Source organism: Actinokineospora sp. HUAS TT18 (assembly GCF_051364635.1).
GTDB lineage: Bacteria > Actinomycetota > Actinomycetes > Mycobacteriales > Pseudonocardiaceae > Actinokineospora.
This window is the reverse complement of record NZ_CP195645.1, coordinates 4,058,629-4,081,057: the sequence shown is the minus strand read 5'-3', so window position 1 is coordinate 4,081,057 and position 22,429 is coordinate 4,058,629. Positions and strand designations below refer to the sequence as shown.

Sequence of the window (22,429 nt, the reverse complement as noted above, 5' to 3'; positions counted from 1 at the left end):
GCAGGCCGTGGACTATCTCGGACCTTTCACCGCGAAGGTCGACATCGACGGCCGCAAAACGGCCCGCGTCGACGACCGGACCCGCACCAACGCCTACGTCGCTGGTGAAGAGGTCAACATCAAGTGTCAGGACTGGGGCGAGGTCGTCGCGGGCAGCGCGATCTGGGACTTCACCACGTCCGGTTTCTGGATTCCCGACGCGTATGTCGCGACCGGCACCGACGATTTCCTGCCCGGTTTGCAGCGGTGCAAGGACCGGGGCATCTCCGGTGGCCTGAACATCAACCAGGCCACCTCTTATCCGGCGAAGGTCGACATCGACGGCCGCGGCAGCCGGAACGTGAACGACCGGATCAAGACCAACGCCTATCTGGCCGGGCAGAGCGTGCCGATCATGTGCCAGGAGGCCGGTCCCGCGGTCAACGGAAACGCGGTCTGGGATTTCACCGACGACAACTACTGGGTGCCCGACGCCTATGTCAGCACCGGCTCTGACGGTTTCCTCGCCGGCCTGCCGCGCTGCTCGGAGCTGCGCGCGCTCATCGGCAACGTGCTCGGCAACTTCGGCGGCGGCCACGGCCCGTTCCTCGCGAAGGTCGATATCGACGGCCGCGGGTCGCCCGATGTGAACGACCGGGTCAAGACGAACGCCTACCTCGCGGGCTCGAAGGTCTGGATCCGCTGCCAGTCCGGCGGCCCGGCCGTCAACGGCAACGCGGTGTGGAACTACACCACCGACCGCTACTGGATCCCCGACGCGTACGTGTCGACCGGCGTGGACGGCTTCATGCCCGGCGTCGTGCACTGCTCGGAGGTCGGCATCGGCGGCGGCAGCCGCCCGGGCGGGCACTACGGGCCGTACAAGGCCAAGGTCGCCATCGACGGCCGCGGGTCGCCGGACCCGGCCGACCGGATCAAGACCGACGCCTACCTCGCGGGCGCCGACGTCTACCTGCAGTGCCAGGACAACGGCACCGCGGTGAACGGCAACTCGGTGTGGGGCTTCACCTCCACCGGCTACTGGATCCCCGACACCTACATCACCACCGGCGTCAACGGCTTCCTCGACGGCCTGCCGCGCTGCTCGGAGATCGGCGTCGGCGGCGGCAAGCCGGGCGCGAACGGCGCGTACGGGCCGTACAAGGCCAAGGTCGCCATCGACGGCCGCAGCAGCATCAACCCCGAGGTGCGCGCGAAGACCGACGCCTACCTCGCGGGCGCCGACGTCTACATCAAGTGCCAGGACCTCGGCCCGTCCGTCAACGGCAGCTCCATCTGGGACTACACCCCGCAGGGCTACTGGGTCCCGGACGCCTACATCAAGACCGGCACCGACGGCTTCCTCGGCCACGTCCCGCGCTGCAGCGGCGTCGGCGTCGCGGGCGGCGGCACCGGCACGGTGTCCTCCGGCGAGGCGGGCGAGATCCGCGGCGAGATCGTCGCGGCGGCCCGCTCCCAGATGGGTCTCGCCGAGTGGGGCGACAACTGCAACCCCTTCGGCGCCAACGGTGTCCGCTGCGGCGCGCCGTGGTGCACCATGTTCGCGACGTGGACGTGGAAGCAGGCGGGCATCGGCTCGGCGTACACCGACTACAGCGGCACCCTGCTGCAGTGGGGCCAGCGCAACGGCCTGCTGCGGGCCAAGAACAAGGCCAAGCCGGGTGACATCGTGATCTACGGCCCCAGCGGCGGCGGTGGTGTGCACACCGCGGTGGTCGAGTACGTGGGGACCGACGGCCGGATCTCCACGATCGAGGGCAACTACGGCAACAAGGTCACCCGGGTCAGCAACATGAACCCGTACGCGCCGAGCCCGCCGCACACCTACGGCAACATCCTCGCCATCGTCGCCCCGATCCACGACGAGAACGTCACCTCGACCCCGGCGGCGCCCGCGATCAAGGGTTCCACCGAGTTCAAGGTCCTCTATGGACGCGCGCCGAACCCGAACTCGGCCTACGACATGAAGCTGGCTGCTTTCCTCTACCCCGGCACCACCGACCCGCGCTACAAGGGCGCGCAGTCCAAGGTCCGGGTCATGCGGATGAACAAGGTCCCCGGCATGGGCCTGGTCCGCATCGGTGGCTTCATCTCGACGTCCACAGTGGTCGACGACATCGGCGACGGCCGGTCGTTCAACTCGTCGTTCGCCCCCGACAAGGTCCGCTTCGGCGTCTACGCGGACTTCGAGAACGGCGCGTTGATCGCCCGCACCAACCCGACCTGCCGCTCCGACGGCAGCAAGTGCGCGGTCGCCGACTCCCAGATCGGCGTGACGCAGACGACCGACGGCACCCTGGAGCTGGGTTATCTGACGTTCAACCCGCTGCACCCGGAGGCGAAACTGCTGAGCATGGCCGTCTTCGGCTCCATGCGCATCAAGCCGGTCAGCGGCGGCGGCGCGAGCATCTACGGCGTGGCCAGCCGGTATCCGTCGCTGGAGGTCTACAACGACCGGGCGGACGGGTCGCTGCGCGCCACCCTGGAACGCCACAGCGAACTGGGCGCGGGCGAGTCGCTCGGCAACTTCCCGTTCGGCCTGTGGCCGGGCGTGAGCGTTGAGCGGATCGGTGTCCTGGAGCCGGATCCGCACCCGCAGGCCCCGCCGACCCTGGAGCCCCAGCGGGCTCCGGTGGCGCCGGTGCCGGGGGCGAGCATCCCGAAGGTCCGGGTCATCTGAGGTGAGGGGCCGCCCTGGTTTCAGGGCGGCCCCTTTCGTCATCCGGCCGCGGCGAGGATCGCGGCGACGCGGTGGCGGGGGAGGTCGATGAGGCGGTGTCCGAGGTCCTCGGCGTGCGGGGCGAGTTCGGCCACCCGCTCCTTCGCCTCCCGCTTCGTCAGGCCCTCGTTCGCCCTGATCAGCGCCTCGCGCCACACGTTGCCCAGTTTGCCGTGGGCCCTGCGCAGGAGTTCCGCGCGGACGCCTCCGCCATCCACCGGCTCGGCGATGACGACGGCGTGCTTCCCGTCCGGGGTGCTGCGGTGGAACGTCAGCCGGTACTTGCCGTCCACCAGTTCCCGCAGCGCGACCTGTCCCTTCTGGTCGGCGACGTCCGGGTGGTTGTTCGCCACCAGCGCCCCCACCCGCACCGCCGGACCCGCCAGCAGCACCCGAGCCAGCCACGGACCCGGATCGGCCATCAGGTCATACGCGACCGGCTTCGTCGCCCGCACCGGCTCTGCCCAGGCGGGACGCCGAGCCTCCGGCTGCTCAACGCCGTCGCCGCGGGTGAGGCGAAGGAGAGCGGCGGACGCGGCCGGGTCCGTGCCGCCGGACTCGACCGACTGCGGGCCGTGCGTGTAGATCCCCGGCCCCGAGTCGGCCAGTTTCGGCGCGCGGGCGGTCGGCTGCAGCACGTACAGGTCACTGGCGCTGCCCACGGCCTGCGCGCCCAGGTAGCGGTTGAACCCCGGCAGCACCGCCTCGAACACCAGCCCCAGCCGCACGACCTCCTGCTGGACCTTCAGCCCCAGCGCCGGATTCCGCGTGCTGTAGCCGTACGCGACGACCACGCGACCGTCCGGTCCGCGCAGCGCCTCGATCGACCTGGCCAGGAACAGCCGCATGCCCTCCGGGGTGTACGGCGGGTCGGTGAACACCAGGTCGGCGTCCAGCTCGGGCAGGCCGAAGCGGAAGTCGGCGTGCAGGCACTCGATGTTCAGCCCCCGGGCGCGCGCGGTCGTGTCGATGTACTCCAGCAGCGATTCGTCGAGGTCGACGACGGTGGCGCGCAGTTCCGGCCGGGCGGTGCACGCGGCCAGCGCGGTCAGGTCGTGGTCGCCGACGCACACCAGGTGGGCGCCGGGCAGGTAGTACGTCTCGTCCAGCCACCGGGCGCGCCGGACCATCGTGTCCAGGTCGGCCTGCACGTGGTCGAGCGCGCGCTTCGGCGCCGGGACGCCCGCCAGGATGCCCGCCAGGGGCGACAGGTCGTGCTCGGGCAGCGGCTGCTCCGGGTCGACGTCGGCGCTCCACAACTCGCCGTCGCGCTGGGCGCCCGCCGCGGCGAGCAGGTCCTCGACCGTCCGGCGGGGGACCGCGGCGGTGCGAATCAGCAGGTCAAGGGGTTGCGGGCCGTCGGAGAGCAGTGTCAGCAACCGCCGCAGCGGGCGGGAGTGGACGCCGCGGTCGGCGAGGTACGTCTGGAGGGTGTCGGCCACAACCCGGAGAGCCTACGGACCGGGTCTTCCGCCAGGGGTTAATAGGGGTCTTCACATCGTGGAACGCGCTGCCGCTGTCGGTGCTTGGGGTTAGGGTCAGACGATCAACTTCGACACAAGGGGCTTCGAGTGATCGAGTTCCAGGCCGTGACAAAGCAGTACGACGACGGAACGGTCGCGGTCGACAGCCTCAGCCTGACGATCGACGCCGGGTGTATCACCGTCTTCGTCGGACCGTCCGGCTGTGGCAAGACGACATCGCTGCGCATGATCAACCGGATGATCGATGCCACCTCCGGCACGATCCTGCTCGACGGCACCGACATCCGTGCCCAGCGTCCCGCTCAGCTGCGTCGCGGCATCGGCTACGTCATCCAGCACGCGGGCCTGTTCCCGCACCGCACGGTGCTCGACAACGTCGCCACCGTCCCCGTGCTCACGGGCGCGTCGAAGGCCGAGGCCCGGCGCCGCGCGGCTGAGCTGCTGGAACGGGTCGGCCTGCCCGCCGAGCTCGGCAAGCGCTACCCCGCGCAGCTCTCCGGCGGCCAGCAGCAGCGTGTCGGCGTGGCGCGGGCGCTCGCGGCCGACCCGCCGGTGCTGCTGATGGACGAGCCGTTCAGCGCCGTCGACCCGATCGTGCGCGACGGGCTGCAAGACGAGCTGCTGCGGCTGCAATCCGAGCTGGGCAAGACGATCGTGTTCGTCACCCACGACATCGATGAGGCCATCAAACTCGGCGACAAGGTGGCCGTGCTGCGCGTCGGCGGCAAGCTCGCCCAGTACGACACGCCCGCGACGCTGCTGGCCAAGCCGGCCGACGACTTCGTCGCCTCGTTCGTCGGTCGCGACCGCGGCTACCGCGCGCTCGGTTTCCTTTCCGCGCAAGGGGTTCCGGTCGGCCCGGTGGCCACGGTCCCGCTCGGCGCCGACGTCGAGCAGGCCCGCGCGGAGCTCGACTCGGGCTGGGCGGTCGTGGTCGACGCCGAGGGCAGGCCGCTCGGCTGGGTCTCCGAAGCTTCACTGTCCACTGTGGGCGGTGTGGTCCGCGCGGAGGATCTCGTCTCCGGCGGCTCGCTGTTCCAAGTGGACGATGGATCGCTGCGTACCGCGCTCGACGCCGCCCTCAGCTCGCCCGCCGCGCTCGGCATCGCGGTCGACGCGGAAGGCGCGGTCGTCGGCGGGGTGGTCGCCGACACCGTGGTCAAGGCGCTGGCCGACGCCCGCCGCTCCGGTGAGGTGCCCACGTGACCTGGGTCATCGACCACCTCGACCAGCTCTTCGAACTGGCCCGCTACCACCTGTGGCTCGCGCTGGTCCCGCTCGTGGCGGGGCTGCTGATCTCGCTGCCGCTGGGCTGGGTGGCCAGCCGGTCCCGCGTCGCGCGCACGGTCCTCGTCCCCGCCGCGGGCCTGCTCTACACGATCCCGTCGCTGGCCCTGTTCGTGATGATGCCGCTGCTGCTCGGCACGCTGATCCTCGACCCGGTCAACGTCCAGATCGCGCTCGCCGTCTACACCGTGGCCCTGCTGGTGCGCGTGGTCGCCGACGCACTGGCCGCGGTCCCGGCCACCGTCGCCGCCGCGGCCACCGCGATGGGCTACCGCCCGGTCGGCCGGTTCTTCGCCGTCGACCTGCCGCTGGCCGTCCCGGTGCTGCTCGCGGGCACCAGAGTCGCGGCCGTGTCGAACATCAGCCTGGTCAGCGTGGGCTCGCTGATCGGCGTGCACGGCCTCGGCTACTTCCTCACCGAGGGCTACCAGCGCGGCAACTACGCCGAGATCATCGCGGGCATCGTCTCCATCGTCGTGCTCGCGCTCGCCGTCGACGCCCTGCTCGTGCTGGCCGGCCGGTTCCTGACCCCGTGGACGAGGGCGGCGCGATGAACGTCTGGGACTGGCTGAGCGACCCCGACAACTGGACCAGGACGCTGGGCACCCCCGGCATCCCGCAGCGGCTCGTCGAGCACCTCACCTACACCGCCGTCGCGGTGGCGATCGCCGCGGCGATAGCGGTGCCACTGGGTGCCTACATCGGCCACACCGGCCGCGGCGGCACGTTCGTCGTCGGCCTGGTCAACGCCTTCCGAGCGCTGCCCGAACTCGGCCTGCTGATCCTGCTCGTGCTGTCGATGGGCCTGCTGCTGGCCTTCGAGGCCATGACGATCACGCTCGTGCTCATCGCCATCCCGCCGCTGCTGGCCGGGACGTACGCGGGCATCCGCAACGTCGACCCAGCGGCGGTGGACGCCGCGCGCGGGATGGGCATGCGCGAGCGCGAGGTGCTGCTCAAGGTCGAGTTGCCCAACGCGCTCCCGCTGATCCTCGGCGCGCTGCGCACCGCGGTGCTGCAGGTGATCGCCACCGCCAGCATCGCCGCTTTCGTCGCGCTCGGCGGCCTCGGCCGGTTCATCGTCGACGGCCTCGCCCTGCGCGAGTTCGACCGCATGGCGGGCGGCGCGATCCTCATCGCGGCGCTGGCCATCACCGTGGAACTGGTCTTGGCGGGCGCGCAGTGGCTCGTCGTCTCGCCGGGCCTGCGGGACACCCGCATCAGGAAATCAACGTGAGGAGATCGTCCATGAAGCGCGTACTCGCCTGGGCGGCGACCGCGACGGCCACGGCGTTGGCCCTGACCAGCTGCGGGGGCGGTTCCGACCCGCTGGCGGGCCCGTCGAGCACCGCGGCCCCGGCCGCCGCCGACACCATCGCCATCGGCTCGGCCAACTTCCCGGAGAGCACCCTGCTCGCCGAGATCTACGCGGGCGCGCTGGAGGCCAAGGGCGTCAAGGTCACCAAGAAGCTCAACATCGGCAGCCGCGAGACCTACTTCGCGGGCCTGCAGGACGGCTCGATCGACCTGATCCCCGAGTACACCGGCGTCCTGCTGACCCACGTCAGCAAGGAGGCGAAGGAGACCACGGCCGACGACGTCTACGCCGCGCTGCAGAAAGCGCTGCCGCAGAACCTGACCGTGCTGGACAAGTCGGCCGCCGAGGACAAGGACGCGGTCGTCGTCAGCAAGGAAACCGCCGACAAGCTGGGCGTCAAGTCGATCGCCGACCTGGCAGCCAAGGGCCCGGTCGTCTTCGGCGGCCCCCCGGAATTCCAGAAGCGCGCCGACGGCCTCCCCGGCCTTAAGGCGACGTACAACCTGGAGGTCTCGGAGTACAAGTCGCTGGACGTGGGCGGCCCGCTGACCGTCGACGCGCTGAAGTCGGGCGCGGTGCAGGCGGCTGACCTGTTCACCACCGACCCGGCCATCGCGGCGAACAACTTCGTCGTGCTGGAGGACCCGAAGGCGAACTTCGCCGCGCAGAACGTGGTCCCCCTGATCAACAAGTCGAAGGCGTCGGACACGGTCAAGCAGGTCCTCAACGCGATCTCGAAGAAGCTGACCACCGAGATCCTGATCGAACTCAACGGCAAACTGTCGGCCCCGGACAAGCCGGACGCCGCCAAGGTCGCCAAGGACTGGCTGGCCACGGCCGGTATCTAGTCAGCGTCCCCCGAGCCGCGCGGTCAGTTCACTGGCCGCGCGGCTCGTTTCATGGGCGAGGTCGGCCCAGGTCTCGCCGCATTCGTCGGGGCAGACGTGGCGGAACGTTGTGCTGATCGCGGCGATCGGGCGGCCGGTGTGGTCGAACACGGCCGCCGCTACCGAGGCGAAGCCCTCGGTGACGTACCCGTCCTCCACCGCCCACCCCCGCCGCTTCTCGACCGCCAGCAGGCCCCGCAGCGCGGGCAGGTGCTCCGGCCCCCGGCCCGTGCGGCGCACGAAACTGGACCGCGTCGGGAACAGCGCCCTGACCTGCGCAGCGGGCAGGTGCGCCAGAATCGCCCGCCCCGAAGCAGGCAGGTGCGCGGGCAGCCGAACGCCGACATCCGTCACCACGGTGTGCGGATGCGCGGGCTGCTCCCGAAGCAAGTACAGCGTCTCCCCACCATGCAGCACGCCCAAATGCGCAGTGTGCCCAGTCCGCTCGATCAACCGCCGCAGCAGCGGCCGCGCCAACCGCTCCAGTGGGTCGTGCCGCAGGTAAGCCGACCCGAGCTCGAACGCCGCCACCCCCAGTCCGTACCGCCGCTCCTCCGGCAGGTGCGTGACGAAACCGGCCTCCGCCAGTTCGCCGAGCAGGTGATATGTCGTCGACCGCGGCAGTCCCAACTCCCGAGCCACCGCCGTCGCCGTCACCGGGCCCGCCTTGCCCGCGAGGAGCCGCAGCACCGCCAGCCCACGCCGGAGGGCCGGGACATCGCTGCTGGCGCCCATGGCCCCAAGGTACCCGCGTCTGGAATACCAGACACTCTCACCCGATCCCCCCTCGTGCGCGCCCCCGGTCCGCGTTGAGATGGGGACCATGCTGGAACTGGTTGAGATCGACGGTGGCCCGCTGACCCGGGCCGACGTGGTCAAGGTCGCCCGGACCGCCGCGCGGGTCGAGGTCACCGCGGACGCGCTGGCCGCCGTCGCCAAGTCGCGGGCCCACATCGAGGAGTTGGCCAACGCCGAGAAGCCGACCTACGGGGTGTCCACCGGGTTCGGCGCGCTGGCCACCCGGCACATCCCGCAGGACAAGCGGGCCGAGCTGCAGCGGTCGCTGATCCGGTCGCACGCGGCGGGCGCGGGCCCCGAGGTCGAGCAGGAGGTGGTGCGCGCGCTGATGCTGCTGCGCCTGCGGACCCTCTCGACCGGTCGCACCGGCGTCCGCCAGTCCACTGTGGAGGCTCTGCTGGGCCTGCTCAACCACCGCCTGCACCCGGTCGTGCATGAGTACGGCTCGCTGGGCTGCTCCGGCGACCTCGCGCCCCTGTCGTCCATCGCGCTCGCGCTGATGGGGGAGGGCATGGTCCGCGACCGCCTGGGCGACCTCCGCCCGGCCGCCGAGGCGATGGCGCAGCGCAAGGTGGCGCCGGTCGAACTGGCCGAGAAGGAAGGGCTGGCGCTGATCAACGGCACCGACGGCATGCTCGGCATGCTGTGCCTGGCCGCCGACGACCTGCGGCACCTGCTCGACATCGCCGACCTCACCGCCGCCATGAGTGTCGAGGCGCTGCTCGGCACCGACCGCGTCTTCGCCCCCGACCTGCACGCGCTGCGCCCGCACCCCGGCCAGAGCGTGTCCGCGGCCAACATGGCGCGGTTCCTGGCGGGCTCCCCGATCGTCGAGAGCCATCGCGGCCCCGACTGCACCCGCGTGCAGGACGCGTACTCGCTGCGCTGTTCCCCGCAGGTCCACGGCGCCGCCCGCGACACCCTCGCCCACGCCGAGTCCGTGGCCGACCGCGAGCTGGCCAGCGCGATCGACAACCCGGTCGTGCTGCCCGACGGCCGGGTCGAGTCGAACGGCAACTTCCACGGCGCGCCCGTCGCGTATGTGCTCGACTTCCTGGCCATCCCGGTCGCCGACGTCGCCAGCATGGCCGAGCGGCGCACCGACCGGATGCTCGACGTGGCCCGGTCGCACGGCCTGCCGCCGTTCCTCGCCCACGACCCCGGCGTCGACTCCGGCCACATGATCGCCCAATACACCCAGGCCGCGCTGGTCTCCGAGCTGAAGCGGCTGGCCGTGCCCGCGTCGGTCGACTCGATCCCGAGCAGCGCCATGCAGGAGGACCACGTCTCCATGGGCTGGTCGGCCGCGCGCAAGCTGCGCAAGGCGGTCGACGGGCTCACCACGGTCCTCGCCATCGAGCTGCTGACCGCCGCGCGGGCTCTCGACCTGCGCAAACCCCTCCAGCCCGCCCCGGCGACCGCCGCGGCCGTCGCCGCGCTGCGGGAACACGTCGAAGGCCCCGGTCCTGACCGCCACCTCGCCCCGGAGATCGCCGCGGCCGAGGACCTCATCCGCTCCGGCGACCTGATGCGCGCCGTCACCAGGAAGGCTTCTCGATGAGCACCGCCCGTCCCGTCCGCGCCGCCCGTGGCACGACGCTCACCGCGCGCAACTGGCAGACCGAGGCCGCGCTGCGGATGTTCCACAACAACCTCGACCCCGACGTCGCCGAGCGTCCCGACGACCTCGTCGTCTACGGCGGCACCGGCAAGGCCGCACGCAACTGGGCCAGCTTCGACGCGATCACCCGCGAACTGACCGACCTGTCCGAGGACGAGACCCTGCTGGTCCAGTCGGGCAAGCCGGTCGGCGTCATGCGCACCCACGAGTGGGCGCCGCGCGTGCTGATCGCGAACTCGAACCTCGTCGGCGACTGGGCGACGTGGCCGGAGTTCCGCAAGCTCGAAGCCCAGGGCCTGACCATGTACGGGCAGATGACCGCGGGTTCGTGGATCTACATCGGCACCCAGGGAATCCTCCAGGGCACCTACGAGACGTTCGCGGCCGTGGCGAACAAGCGCTTCGGCGGCACCCTGCGCGGCACGCTGACCCTGACGGCCGGCCTCGGCGGCATGGGCGGCGCCCAGCCCCTCGCGGTCACCATGAACGACGGTGTCGCGCTGTGCGTCGAGGTCGACCCCGACCGCGCCCGCCGCCGCGTCGAGACCCGCTACCTCGACGAACTCGCCGACTCCCTCGACGACGCCGTCGCGCGCGTCGAGAAGGCCAAGCGGGAGAAGCGCGCGCTGTCGGTCGGCGTGATCGGCAACGCCGCCGAGGTGTTCCCCGAGCTGCTGCGCCGGGGCGTCGAGATCGACATCGTCACCGACCAGACCTCCGCGCACGACCCGCTGGCCTACCTCCCGCGCGGCGTCGACCTGGCCGACTGGCAGGACTACGCGGCCAAGAAGCCCGACGAGTTCACCGACCGCGCCCGCGAGTCGATGGCCGAGCACGTCGGCGCGATGGTCGGGTTCATGGACAAGGGCGCCGAGGTCTTCGACTACGGCAACTCCATCCGCGGCGAGGCCAAGCTGGGCGGCCTGGAGCGCGCGTTCGACTTCCCCGGTTTCGTCCCCGCCTACATCCGCCCGCTGTTCTGCGAGGGCAAGGGCCCGTTCCGCTGGGCCGCGCTGTCCGGCGACCCGGCCGACATCGCCGCGACCGACCGGGCGATCCTGGAGCTGTTCCCGGAGAACGAGTCCCTGGCCCGCTGGATCCGCATGGCCTCGGAACGCGTTGCCTTCCAAGGACTTCCGGCGCGCATCTGCTGGCTCGGCTACGGCGAGCGGCACCTGGCGGGCGTGCGGTTCAACGAGATGGTGGCCTCCGGCGAGCTGTCCGCTCCGGTCGTGATCGGCCGCGACCACCTCGACTGCGGCTCGGTCGCCTCGCCGTACCGCGAGACCGAGGCGATGGCCGACGGCTCCGACGCGATCGCCGACTGGCCGCTGCTCAACGCCCTGGTCAACACCGCGTCCGGCGCCAGCTGGGTGTCGATCCACCACGGCGGCGGCGTCGGCATCGGCCGGTCCATCCACGCGGGCCAGGTCTGTGTCGCCGACGGAACCCCGCTGGCGGGCCAGAAGATCGAGCGCGTGCTGACGAACGACCCGGCCATGGGCGTCATCCGGCACGTCGACGCCGGGTACTCGCGCGCCGACGAGGTCGCCGCCGAGCGCGGGGTCGCGGTCCCGATGGCCCGCTCGTGAGTCTGCTCGACGACATCGCCGACGTCGGCGTCGACCGGCGTCGGGGCGGGTACTCGCGGCACGGGTTCGACTCGGCGGAGCTGGAGCTGCGGTCGTGGTTCATCGCCTCCGCCGAGGCGCGCGGGTTGGACGTCGAGACCGACCGCAACGGCGTCCTGTGGGCCTGGTGGGGCACGCCCGGCGACGGCGCGATCGTCACCGGCAGCCACCTGGACTCGGTCCCCGGCGGCGGCGCCTTCGACGGCCCGCTGGGCGTCACGGCGGCGCTGGAGGCCGTCGACCTGCTGCGGGCGCGCGGTTTCCAGCCACGAAAGCCGCTGGCCATCGCGGTGTTCCCGGAGGAGGAGGGCGGCCGCTTCGGTGTCGCCTGCCTCGGCTCCCGCCTCATGACGGGCGCTCTGTCGCCGGACAAGGCCCTCGCGTTGACCGACCCCCAGGGCATCACGCTGGCCGAGGCGGTGCGGTCGGCGGGGCTCGACCCGTTGCGCTTCGGCCGTGACCCGGTCGCGCTCGCCCGGATCGGTGCTTTCGTGGAACTGCACGTGGAGCAGGGCCGGGGGCTGACCGTCCCCGTGGGTGTCGCGAGCTCGATCCTGGCGCACGGCCGCTGGCGGTTCACGTTCGCGGGCGAGGGCAACCACGCTGGCGCGACGCTGATGGGGGATCGGCGTGACCCGATGCTCCCCGCCGCCGCCCTGGTGGCCGCCGCCCGCCGAGCGGCTTCCGCGGTGCCGGGTGCCCGCGCGACCGTGGGCCGGATCGTGCCCACTCCCGGCGGCACCAACGTGATCGCGTCCACAGTGGACGTCTGGCTGGACGCCCGCGCCGACGACACCCCACGCACCCGATCGGTCGTCGAGGCCGTCTCGTCGGCGGCAGCCGAGGCGGCTCGGGAGGAGGGCTGCACGGTGTCGATCACCGAGGAGTCCTATGGGGACACGGTGGTCTTCGACGCGACTCTCCGCGACGACCTCGCTTCGCACCTGGGCGGGGTCCCCGCCCTGCCGACCGGCGCGGGCCACGACGCGGGCATCCTCGCGGCCCACGTCCCCACCGCGATGCTTTTCGTCCGCAACCCCACGGGCGTCAGCCATGCCCCGGAGGAATACGCGACCCCGGAGGACTGCGCGGCCGGTGCGGTGGCCTTGGCGAACGTGTTGGAGCACCTGTCCCGATGACGACTTACTGGTGCGAAAACGCCTGGTTGCCCACCGGGATTGCTCGAGGTGTCCTCGTCAACGTCGCCGAGGATGGCGCGGTTGAAGCTGTGGTCGCCGCGGACGCGGCCCCGGCCGGAGCCATCACCTTGCCCGGCCTCGTTTTCCCTGGTTTCGCCAACGCGCATTCCCACGCCTTTCACCGCGCGCTGAGGGGGCGTACTCACGGCGACGGTGGCACGTTCTGGACCTGGCGTGAGCGCATGTACTCCCTCGCAGCCAAGCTCGACCCCGACACCTACCGCACCCTCGCCCGGGCCGTCTACGCCGAGATGGCCCTCGCCGGTATCACCGCCGTCGGCGAGTTCCACTATCTGCACCACGCCCCCGGCGGCCGCCGGTACGCCGATCCCAACGCGATGGGGGTCGCGCTGGTGCAGGCCGCGCGCGAAGCCGGTATCCGGATCACCCTCCTCGACACCTGTTACCTCGCGGGCGGCATCGACACACCCGTCGAGGCCGAACAGCTCCGCTTCAGCGATGGCACCGCCGAAGCCTGGGCCGCCCGGGTCGCCGACCTCCGACCCGACGCCACCACGCGAATCGGCGCCGCGATCCACTCGGTGCGGGCGGTCCCCAAAGCGGCTCTCAGCGAGGTCGCCCAGGTGGCGGGCCCGCTGCACGTCCACCTTTCCGAGCAGCCCGCCGAGAACGAAGCCTCCCTGGCCGCCTACGGACGCACGCCCACTCAACTCCTCGCCGACGCCGGTGTCCTAGCCCCCCGAACCACCGCTGTGCACGCCACACATCTCACCCCTGGCGACATCGCGCTGCTCGGCGGCAGCAAGACGGGGGCCTGCTTCTGTCCCACGACCGAAGGGGACCTCGCCGACGGCATCGGGCCCGCCCGCGAACTCCTCGACGCGGGTTCGCCGCTCTCGCTCGGCAGTGACCAGCACGCCGTGGTCGATCCGCTCACCGAGGCGCGCGCCATCGAGCACGGGGAACGCCTGCGCACCGGTCAACGCGGCAGGCTGAGTCCGGACGAGCTGTTCACCGCGCTGACGAACCACGCGAGCATCGGCTGGGACGCGGGTCGCATCGAGGTCGGCGCGCCCGCCGACCTGGTCGCCGTCCGTCTCGATACCGTGCGCACGGCGGGGTGCCTGCCCAGTCAGGTGATGCTGGCCGCGACGGCGTCCGATGTGGACACTGTGGTGGTCGGCGGCGAGGTCATCGTGCGAGAGGGCAGACACCGCCTCGGCGACGTCGGGGCGATGCTGGGCGAAGCGATCGAAGGGCTGTGGGCGTGAGCATCCTGGTGACCGGCATCGGCGAACTCACCACCAACGACGGCGACCCGCGCGCCGACGCCGCCGTGGTCATCGACGGCGACCGGATCGCCTGGGTCGGGCAGGCCGCGGCCGCGCCGGACACCGACGAGCGCGTCGACGTCGAGGGGCGTGCCGTGCTGCCCGGGTGGGTCGACAGCCACACCCACCTGGTGTTCGCGGGTGACCGCACGGCCGAGTTCCGCGCCAGGATGGCGGGGGAGCCCTACACCGCGGGCGGCATCGCCGTGACCGTCGGCGCCACCCGCGCGGCCACCGACGACGAGCTCGCCGCGGGACTGCGCAGGCACATCGACGAAGCCGTCGCGCAGGGCACGACGTACATCGAGACCAAGACCGGCTACGGCCTGACCGTCGAGGACGAGCTCCGCTCCGCCCGCATCGCCGCCGAGCACGCCGACGAGGTCACCTTCCTCGGCGCCCACCTCGTCCCGCCCGGCGCCGACCCGCAGTCCTATGTGGACCTGGTGACCGGCCCGATGCTCGACGCCGTCGCCCCGTACGTGCGCTGGGCCGACGTGTTCTGCGAGACCGGCGCGTTCGACGAGGCCCAGTCGCGCGCCGTGCTGAAAGCCGCCGCCGCCAAGGGGCTCGGCCTGCGCGTGCACGGCAACCAGCTCGGCCCCGGCCCCGGCGTCCGCCTCGCCGTGGAACTCGGCGCCGCCAGCGTCGACCACTGCACCTATCTTACTCCGTCCGATGTGGACGCCCTGGCGTCGTCGGACACGGTGGCCACACTGCTTCCGGCCTGCGACCTGTCGACCCGCCAGCCCCTGCCCGACGCCCGCGCACTGCTCGACGCGGGCGCCACCATCGCGCTGGCGTCGAACTGCAACCCGGGCTCGTCGTACACCTCGTCCATGGCCTACTGCGTCACCACGGCCGTCCTGCAGATGCGCCTGTCCGTCGCCGAAGCCGTCCGGGCGGCCACCTGGGGTGGCGCCCAAGCCCTGCGCCGCGACGACATCGGCGTCATCCGCGTCGGCGCCCGCGCCGACCTGCACGTCCTGAACGCTCCCTCGGCGACCCACCTCGCCTACCGGCCTGGCGTGCCGCTCACCTGGGCGGTGTGGCGGGCGGGGGATCGAACGCGAGCATGATCCGCTCGTCGGCGGGCCTGCGCCCTACGGCCCGCCACTGCAGCAGGGTCACCCCGGCCGCGATCCGAGAGCAGGGTCGTCTCGCGCCACCACGGGTTGGCGACGTGGGACTCCAGCACTTCCACCAGGTCCTTGCTGCGGATGTGCTCGGCGGCCAGGTACTCCTGGAAAGTGAGGAGGGCGAAGGAGAACACGCCCGTGCGCCGTTCCACGAGCAGGCCGTTGGAGCCGACCTCAGCCAGGAAGCCCTCCGGGGTCAGGGTCGTCGACAGCCGCCGCAGCGTGGGGGCGAACTCGGCGAGCGCGTCGGCCTCGGCGATCTCGCGGACGCCGTCGGACATCATCCGGTAGGCCAGCGCCCGCAGCATCGCCTCCTTCTTGTCGCCCGCCAGCGTCGTCTCCCAGGCGCTTCGCCTCCTGCCTGCGCCACAGCATGACCTGGCAGATCTCGCGGTACAGGTCGGTCCGGCTGCCCGGTAGCGCGCCGCGGAAGCGGTGCACGTTGGCGATCATGGTCAGCAGCAGCGGGTTGACGGTCAGCGTGCGCAGGCCCGGCGCGGAGTCGATCCGGTCGAGCAGGTCGCGCGCCGCCTCCGCCGCCCGCGTGGCGATGTCCTCGCCCGACTTGCCCGTGCTGTGCCGCTCGACCGCGAGATACCAGGCGCCGACGAACTTCTGGACCTGCTCGTCGGTGAACGGCCGCACCTGCACCACCGTGGCGCCCGCGATCGGCGCGTCGACGTAGCCCTGCGGGCGGGAGGTGATGATGAAGTCGTTGCGCGGTACTGCTCGGCCTGCAGCTCCACCCACGCCGAGATCCGCTCCCGGTCCTCGGCGCGCGCGACCTCGTCCAACCCGTCGAACATGACCAGGCAGTCGCCCGCGTGCAGGCGCTGGTCGAACCAGCCCTCCGGCTCGGTCTTCGCGTGCCTGCCGAGCGTCGCGCGCACCACGGCGGGCAGCGGCGCGCCCTGGTCGACGATCGCGCGGACGTGGTCGCGCAGGTACAGCAGGATGGGCACGGTCCGCCTGCGGCCGCGCGTGGACCGGCAGAGTTCGCGCGCGGTGTGCCGCAGCAGCGTCGTCTTGCCGCCGCCGGGCGCACCGACCACGGCGAGGATCCGCGGGTCCTTCTGGTCGAGGAAGTCGCCGACCGCGTGGCGTTCGGGGGCCACGCTCGTGGCCAGCAGCCCAGTCCCGGCAGCGTGCGGCGGGGTGGGGGCGATGCTGACGTCGACGTACACGTCGTCGAATTCGGGGCTGGCGAAGCCGACCGTGGCCAGGCCCTTGACCTCGACATAGCGCACATGACCCAGCACGTGGTCGCGATAGCGCGCGGCGAACCGGCTGGTCAGCTGCCCGAGCCGCCGGTCGACCCGGTCGACGATCACCTTCTGCCGCCGCTTCCACACCTCCCGGCCGACCGCCGTCACCGCCGTGGTCACCAGCGCCAGCTCCGACCGGGTGCCACAGCACCGCGGCCGTGATCGTTCCGCCGACGACCGCGACACCCGCGGTGATCTTGGCCAGCATGTGGATGACCTCAGGCTCGGTGGGTTTCCGGGCGTAGGTTGGCGGCATGGAGTACACCCACCTCGGCCGGAGCGGCCTGTCGGTTTCCCGTCTCGTCCTGGGGACGATGAACTTCGGCCCGGAGACCACCGAGCCCGACAGCTACACGATCATGGACCGCGCGCACGAGCATGGCATCAACTTCTTCGACACCGCCAACGTTTACGGCTGGCAGAAGGGCGAAGGCGTCACCGAGCAGATCATCGGCCGCTGGTTCGCCCAGGGCGACGGCAGGCGCGAGAAGACCGTGCTGGCCACCAAGCTCTACGGCAGCATGGGCGACTGGCCTAACGACACCTTCCTCTCCGCCCTCAACATCAAACGAGCCGTCGAGGGCTCCCTGCGGCGGCTGAACACCGACTACATCGACCTGTACCAGATGCACCACGTCGACCGGAACACGCCGTGGGAGGAGATCTGGGAGGCGTTCTCGGTGCTGCGCCAGCAGGGCAAGGTGCTGTATTTCGGCTCGTCGAACTTCGCGGGCTGGCACCTGGCGCAGGCGCAGGAGGCGGCCAAGGCGCGGCACTTCCTCGGCCTGGTCAGTGAGCAGTCGATCTACAACCTGCTGACCAGGTGGATCGAGCTGGAGGTTCTCCCGGCCGCCCGTCACTACGGCCTCGGCGTGATCCCCTGGTCCCCCCTGCACGGCGGCCTCCTCGGCGGGGCCATCCGCAAGGAACGCGACGGCACCGGCTCCCGCGCCACCAAGGGCCGCTCCGGCGACGCCCTCGGCACCCACCGCCCCGCCATCGAGTCCTACGAGAAACTGTGCGCCGACCTTGGCGCCGACCCGGCGACCGTGGGGTTGGCGTGGGTGCTGCACCAGGAGGGCGTGACGGGGCCGATCGTGGGGCCGCGGACGGTGGAGCAGCTCGACAACTCACTGGACGCGCTGGAACTCAAGCTGGACACGGAGACCCTGGCCAAGCTCGACGAACTGTTCCCCCCGCCCGCCCCGAACGGCGCCAAGCCCGCCCCGGAGGCGTACGCCTGGTAGCCGGCCGCGGTGATCGTCAGATCAGGTCGGCGAGGTCGAACGACACGTCGACCGGATCGGCGATCACCGCTTTGCCGGTGTCGACGCCGGCCGAGGCGTAGGTCCTGGTCGTCGGGTCGAGCCGGTACCGGAACAGGGTCAGCCGGTACTCGTCGTCCTGGGCACTTTCCAGCCGCCAGAAGTGGGGGATGCCCGCCGCGGCGTACTCGGCGGGCTTGTCGGTCTGGTCCGTGGTGACAGAACCAGGCGACATGACCTCGACGACCAGCAGGCAGTGCTTCGGGCGCAGCACGTCGTCATCCGGCAACGCGCCGTCGTAGACCACGACATCGGGCCGTCGATTGAGCAGCGGGACATCCCGCAGCCGGAGATCGGCGTTGCAGGTGACGGCGCGGTCACCGCAGGCTCGCTCCAGCGCATTCGCCATGCGACGCATGATCGTCTGATGCCCCCGCGTAGGTGCTGGGCTCACCAGCATCCTGCCGTCGATGACTTCAGCGCGGCGGCAGACGTCCTCCGGCAGCGCTTCGTAGTCCGCCGAAGACAGGCCGCCTGGTAGCGATGTGTAGGCCACTGGGCCCGCCCGCGGTCAGTCGTCGATTTCGTCGTCGTCGCGGGCCAGGAAGGTGGCCAGGCGTTCGATGGGGGTTTCGAAGTCCGGGTTGGTGTCGACGAAGGCGCGGAGGCGGTCGGCCAGCCAGGCGAAGGTGATCTCCTCTTCGCCGCGGCGGGATTCCAGTTCCTCGATGCCGCGATCGGTGAAGTACACGGTCAACTCCTTGAAACGGCGGAGCCGCCGAACGGTGGGTTCGGCGGCTCCGCTGATCTGACTGCTTACTGGAACGCCTTCTCGATCAGCGCGCGCTGTTCGAGTTCGTGGACCTTGCTCGACCCGGCCGACGGGGCCGACATCGGGCGGCGGGAGACGCGGGTGAGGCGGGTGACGAACTCCGGCAGCGCCTCCGGGAGGTTGAGGCCGTAGAACGGCCACGAGCCCTGGTTGGCGGGCTCCTCCTGGACCCAGCGGAAGTCGGCGGCGTTCGAGTACTTCTTGAAGATCGCCGCGAGACGTTCCAGGGGCATCGGGTAGAGCTGCTCGACGCGGATGATCGCGGTGTCCTTGACGCCGCGCTTGGCCTGTTCGGCGGCCAGCTCGTAGTAGAGCTTGCCGGAGACGAACAGCAGCTTCGTCACCGCGGCCGGGTCCGGCGCGGTCGGGTCGTCGATGACCTTCTCGAACCGGGTGCCGGTCAGGAAGTCCGCGACCGGGCTGACCGCGGCCTTGTTGCGCAGCATCGACTTCGGCGTGAACACCACGAGCGGACGCTGCACGCCGTCGAGGGCGTGGCGGCGCAGCAGGTGGAAGTAGTTCGCCGGGGTCGACGGGACCGACACGGTCATCGAGCCCTCGGCGCACAGCTGCAGCCAGCGCTCGATGCGGCCCGACGTGTGGTCGGGGCCCTGGCCCTCGTGGCCGTGCGGCAGCAGGACGACCACGTCGGAACGCTGGCCCCACTTGGCCTCCGACGAGGAGATGTACTCGTCGATCACCGACTGGGCGCCGTTGACGAAGTCGCCGAACTGCGCCTCCCACAGCACCAGCGCGTCCGGGTTGGCCACCGAGTAGCCGTACTCGAAGCCCAGCGCCGCGTACTCCGACAGCGCCGAGTCGTAGACCATGAACTTGCCCTGGTCCTCGGACAGGTTCTGCAGCGGCAGGTATTCCTTGCCGGTCTTGCGGTCGATGATCGCCGCGTGCCGCTGGGTGAACGTGCCGCGCCGCGAGTCCTGGCCCGCCAAGCGCACCGTGCGGCCCTCGATGTTGAGGGAGCCGAACGCCAGCAGCTCGCCGAAGGCCCAGTCGATGTCGCCCTCGCGGGCCATCTTCTCGCGGCGGTCGAGCACCGGCTTGACGCGCGGGTGCGGGTTGAAGCCCTCCGGCAGGTCGGTGTGCGCGTCGGCGATGCGCTCCAGCACCTCGGCGCTCACGCCGGTGGCCAGCTTCGCGGGCACCTGCTGCTCGGACTCCACCGACGGGCTCGCCACGATCGGGTGCTTCTCCAGCTCGCGGACCTCGTTGAAGACGTGCTCCAACTGGCTGGAGAAGTCGCGCAGCGCCTTCTCGGCCTCCTCGACGGAGATGTCGCCGCGGCCGATGAGCGCCTCGGTGTAGCCCTTACGCACCGACCGCTTCGTGTCGATGATGTCGTACATGCCGGGCTGGGTCATCGAGGGGTCGTCGCCCTCGTTGTGGCCGCGGCGGCGGTAGCAGACCAGGTCGATGACGACGTCCTTGTTGAACGTCTGCCGGTAGTCCATGGCCAGGCGCGCCACCCAGTAGCAGGCCTCCGGGTCGTCGCCGTTCACGTGGAACACCGGCGCCTGGATCATCTTCGCCACGTCGGTGGCGTACTGCGACGAGCGCGAGTGCTCCGGGGCGGTGGTGAAGCCGACCTGGTTGTTGATGATCACGTGCACGGTGCCGCCGGTGCGGTAGCCGCGCAGCAGCGCCAGGTTCAGCGTCTCGGCGACCACGCCCTGGCCCGCGAACGCGGCGTCGCCGTGCAGGGCGACCGGCAGGACGGAGAAGCCGACACCGCTGGCGTCGCCCTTGTTGAGCAGGTCCTGCTTGGCGCGGACGATGCCCTCCAGGACCGGGTCGACGGTCTCCAGGTGCGACGGGTTGGCGGTCAGCGACACCTTGGTCTCGCCGTCGCCGAACATGCGGAAGTACTTGCCCTCCGCGCCCAGGTGGTACTTCACGTCGCCGGAGCCGTGCGCCTGGCCCGGGTCGAGGTTGCCCTCGAACTCCTGGAAGATCTGCGAGATCGGCTTGCCGACGATGTTGGCCAGCACGTTCAGGCGGCCGCGGTGCGGCATGCCGATGACGACCTCGTCGAGCTCGTACTCGGCCGCCTTGTCCAGCACGGTGTCGAGCAGCGGGATGACGGACTCGCCGCCCTCCAGCGAGAACCGCTTCTGGCCGACGTACTTGGTCTGCAGGAACGTCTCGAACGCCTCGGCGGCGTTGAGCTTCGACAGCACGTACTTCTGCACGGCCGCCGCGGGCTTCTCGTGCGCCACCTCGACGCGGTCCTGGATCCAGCGGCGCTCGGCCGGGTCGAGGATGTAGGTGTACTCGACGCCGACGGTTCTGCAGTACGAGTCGCGCAGCACGCCGAGGACGTCGCGCAGCTTCATCCGCTCCTTGCCGGCGAAGCCGCCGACGGGGAACTCGCGGTCGAGGTCCCACAGCGTCAGGCCGTGCGACCGGACGTCGAGGTCCTCGTGCTTGCGCTGGCGGTAGTTCAGCGGGTCGGTGTCTGCCATCAGGTGGCCGCGGGTGCGGTAGGCGTCGATCAGGCCGATGACGCGGGCGGTCTTGTCGACCGGCCCCTCGGCGAGGTCGGACGTCCAGCGGATCGGCTCGTACGGGATCCGCAGCGACGTGAAGATGTCGTCGTAGAAGCCGTCCTCGCCCAGCAGCAGCTTGTGGATGCGGCCGAGGAACTCGCCGGACTCCGCGCCCTGGATGATGCGGTGGTCGTAGGTGGACGTCAGCGTGATGATCTTGCTGATGCCCATGTCGATCAGCGTGGACTCCGCGGCACCCTGGAACGGCGCCGGGTACTCCATCGCGCCGACGCCCAGGATCGTGCCCTGGCCGACCGACAGGCGGGGCACCGAGTGGTTGGTGCCGATGCCGCCGGGGTTGGTCAGCGAGATCGTGGTGCCCGCGAAGTCGTCCGCGGTGAGCGCGCCGGTGCGCGCCTTGCGGATCAGGTCCTCGTAGGCCTGCCAGAACTGCTGGAAGGTCATGCCCTCGCAGCCCTTGATGGCGGCCACGACGAGGTTGCGCGAGCCGTCCTTGCCGGGCAGGTCGATCGCCAGGCCCAGGTTGACGTGCTCGGGGGTGACGGCGAAGGTCTTGCCGCCGTCCTCGGCGTAGTGCCGGTTCATGTTCGGGTACGCCTCGAGGGCGCGCACCATCGCGTAGCCGATCAGGTGGGTGAAGGAGACCTTCCCACCGCGGGTCCGCTTGAGGTGATTGTTGATCACGATGCGGTTGTCGGCGAGCAGCTTCGCGGGAACCGCGCGCACGCTGGTCGCCGTCGGCAGCGACAGCGACGCGTTCATGTTCTTCGCGATCGCGGCGGCGGCACCCCGCAGCGGCTTGCGCTCCTCACCCTGCGCGGCGGGCGCCGCCGGGACGGCCTTGGCCGCGGGCGGCTGACCGTTCCCCGCGGGCGACGCGGGCTTCGCCGGTGTGGTCGGCGCGGCGGGCGGCTGCGCGGGCTTGGTCGCGGTGGTCACGGCGGCGGGCTTGGCCGTTCCGCTGTCACTCCCCGCGCTCTTGGCCTGAGCGGCACCTTGGCTGGCGGCGCGCGGTGTGGGCTTGTAGTCGGCGAAGAAGTCGTGCCACGCGGGGTCTACCGAAGACGGGTCCGCGAGGAACTGCTCATACATCTCTTCGACGAGCCACTCGTTCGCACCGAACTGTGACGCGGGACTGCTGCTGGACACGGCTGGCTCTCGCCTCTA

The 22,429-nt window shown here is 71.1% G+C and carries 18 protein-coding genes; 11 read left to right on the top strand and 7 right to left on the bottom strand.

Annotated features, from left to right (window positions below):
* Positions 1–7: 7 nt before the first annotated feature.
* Positions 8–2,680, top strand: coding sequence for a CHAP domain-containing protein (locus ACSHT8_RS18205; RefSeq protein WP_436492033.1), 2,673 nt, complete (start codon positions 8–10; stop codon positions 2,678–2,680).
* A gap of 38 nt (positions 2,681–2,718) precedes the next feature.
* Here ACSHT8_RS18205 and ACSHT8_RS18200 read toward each other — a convergent pair whose 3' ends face one another.
* The gene (locus ACSHT8_RS18200; protein WP_436492032.1) at positions 2,719–4,161 is read right to left on the bottom strand and encodes a bis-aminopropyl spermidine synthase family protein; all 1,443 of its coding nucleotides are present in this window, start codon (positions 4,159–4,161) and stop codon (positions 2,719–2,721) included.
* Positions 4,162–4,290: 129 nt separating this feature from the next.
* On the opposite strand from ACSHT8_RS18200, the gene ACSHT8_RS18195 reads away from it, so the two are divergent.
* From ACSHT8_RS18195 to ACSHT8_RS18180, 4 genes are read left to right on the top strand one after another with little or no spacing between them, the layout of a single operon-like run.
* Positions 4,291–5,409 (top strand): ATP-binding cassette domain-containing protein, encoded by a 1,119-nt coding sequence (locus ACSHT8_RS18195; protein ID WP_436492031.1) that lies wholly within the window; start codon positions 4,291–4,293, stop codon positions 5,407–5,409.
* Positions 5,406–6,044 (top strand): ABC transporter permease, encoded by a 639-nt coding sequence (locus ACSHT8_RS18190; RefSeq protein ID WP_436492030.1) that lies wholly within the window; start codon positions 5,406–5,408, stop codon positions 6,042–6,044. The genes ACSHT8_RS18195 and ACSHT8_RS18190 overlap by 4 nt, the downstream gene beginning before the upstream one ends.
* Positions 6,023–6,727 carry an ABC transporter permease gene (locus ACSHT8_RS18185; RefSeq protein ID WP_436492029.1) on the top strand — a complete coding sequence of 235 codons (705 nt, stop codon included), beginning with the start codon at positions 6,023–6,025 and terminating at the stop codon, positions 6,725–6,727. The genes ACSHT8_RS18190 and ACSHT8_RS18185 overlap by 22 nt, the downstream gene beginning before the upstream one ends.
* 11 nt (positions 6,728–6,738) lie before the next feature.
* The gene (locus ACSHT8_RS18180; RefSeq protein ID WP_436492028.1) at positions 6,739–7,656 is read left to right on the top strand and encodes an ABC transporter substrate-binding protein; all 918 of its coding nucleotides are present in this window, start codon (positions 6,739–6,741) and stop codon (positions 7,654–7,656) included.
* Here the strand turns inward: ACSHT8_RS18180 and ACSHT8_RS18175 are convergent, their stop codons facing one another.
* On the bottom strand, positions 7,657–8,430 hold the full coding sequence (locus ACSHT8_RS18175; RefSeq protein ID WP_436492027.1) for an IclR family transcriptional regulator: 774 nt from the start codon (positions 8,428–8,430) through the stop codon (positions 7,657–7,659).
* Positions 8,431–8,518: 88 nt separating this feature from the next.
* Here ACSHT8_RS18175 and hutH point away from each other — a divergent pair, with 88 nt between their 5' ends.
* Genes hutH through hutI form a run of 5 tightly spaced genes read left to right on the top strand, consistent with a single transcriptional unit; the run spans position 8,519 to position 15,315 of the window.
* Entirely contained in the window at positions 8,519–10,054 is a 1,536-nt protein-coding gene (hutH, locus tag ACSHT8_RS18170; RefSeq protein WP_436492026.1) for a histidine ammonia-lyase, read from the top strand.
* A complete protein-coding gene (hutU, locus tag ACSHT8_RS18165) occupies positions 10,051–11,706 on the top strand; it encodes a urocanate hydratase (RefSeq protein ID WP_436492024.1) in 1,656 nt (551 codons plus the stop codon). The genes hutH and hutU overlap by 4 nt, the downstream gene beginning before the upstream one ends.
* Positions 11,703–12,884 (top strand): allantoate amidohydrolase, encoded by a 1,182-nt coding sequence (locus ACSHT8_RS18160; protein WP_436492023.1) that lies wholly within the window; start codon positions 11,703–11,705, stop codon positions 12,882–12,884. Before hutU ends, ACSHT8_RS18160 begins: the two co-directional genes overlap by 4 nt.
* Positions 12,881–14,176 carry a formimidoylglutamate deiminase gene (locus tag ACSHT8_RS18155; RefSeq protein ID WP_436492022.1) on the top strand — a complete coding sequence of 432 codons (1,296 nt, stop codon included), beginning with the start codon at positions 12,881–12,883 and terminating at the stop codon, positions 14,174–14,176. Before ACSHT8_RS18160 ends, ACSHT8_RS18155 begins: the two co-directional genes overlap by 4 nt.
* The gene (gene hutI, locus ACSHT8_RS18150; protein ID WP_436492021.1) at positions 14,173–15,315 is read left to right on the top strand and encodes an imidazolonepropionase; all 1,143 of its coding nucleotides are present in this window, start codon (positions 14,173–14,175) and stop codon (positions 15,313–15,315) included. Before ACSHT8_RS18155 ends, hutI begins: the two co-directional genes overlap by 4 nt.
* On the opposite strand, the gene ACSHT8_RS18145 is transcribed toward hutI, so the two are convergent.
* Together ACSHT8_RS18145 and ACSHT8_RS18140 are read right to left on the bottom strand one after the other, a co-directional pair.
* On the bottom strand, positions 15,252–15,683 hold the full coding sequence (locus ACSHT8_RS18145) for a hypothetical protein (RefSeq protein ID WP_436492020.1): 432 nt from the start codon (positions 15,681–15,683) through the stop codon (positions 15,252–15,254). The two genes, hutI and ACSHT8_RS18145, sit on opposite strands and share 64 nt — an antisense overlap.
* Before the next feature lie 168 nt (positions 15,684–15,851).
* On the bottom strand, positions 15,852–16,760 hold the full coding sequence (locus ACSHT8_RS18140) for an NACHT domain-containing protein (RefSeq protein WP_436492019.1): 909 nt from the start codon (positions 16,758–16,760) through the stop codon (positions 15,852–15,854).
* A 134-nt stretch (positions 16,761–16,894) separates the two neighbouring features.
* Between ACSHT8_RS18140 and ACSHT8_RS18135 the strand changes: the two genes are divergently transcribed.
* Positions 16,895–17,887 (top strand): aldo/keto reductase, encoded by a 993-nt coding sequence (locus tag ACSHT8_RS18135; RefSeq protein ID WP_436492018.1) that lies wholly within the window; start codon positions 16,895–16,897, stop codon positions 17,885–17,887.
* Positions 17,888–17,903: 16 nt separating this feature from the next.
* Here the strand turns inward: ACSHT8_RS18135 and ACSHT8_RS18130 are convergent, their stop codons facing one another.
* The 3 genes from ACSHT8_RS18130 to ACSHT8_RS18120 form a co-directional block, all read right to left on the bottom strand.
* Complete coding sequence (locus tag ACSHT8_RS18130; RefSeq protein WP_436492017.1) at positions 17,904–18,461, bottom strand: Uma2 family endonuclease; 558 nt, start codon at positions 18,459–18,461, stop codon at positions 17,904–17,906.
* Between the two features lie 15 nt (positions 18,462–18,476).
* Positions 18,477–18,656 carry a DUF6104 family protein gene (locus ACSHT8_RS18125; protein WP_436492016.1) on the bottom strand — a complete coding sequence of 60 codons (180 nt, stop codon included), beginning with the start codon at positions 18,654–18,656 and terminating at the stop codon, positions 18,477–18,479.
* A gap of 65 nt (positions 18,657–18,721) precedes the next feature.
* Complete coding sequence (locus ACSHT8_RS18120) at positions 18,722–22,411, bottom strand: multifunctional oxoglutarate decarboxylase/oxoglutarate dehydrogenase thiamine pyrophosphate-binding subunit/dihydrolipoyllysine-residue succinyltransferase subunit (protein ID WP_436492014.1); 3,690 nt, start codon at positions 22,409–22,411, stop codon at positions 18,722–18,724.
* Positions 22,412–22,429 lie beyond the last annotated feature (18 nt).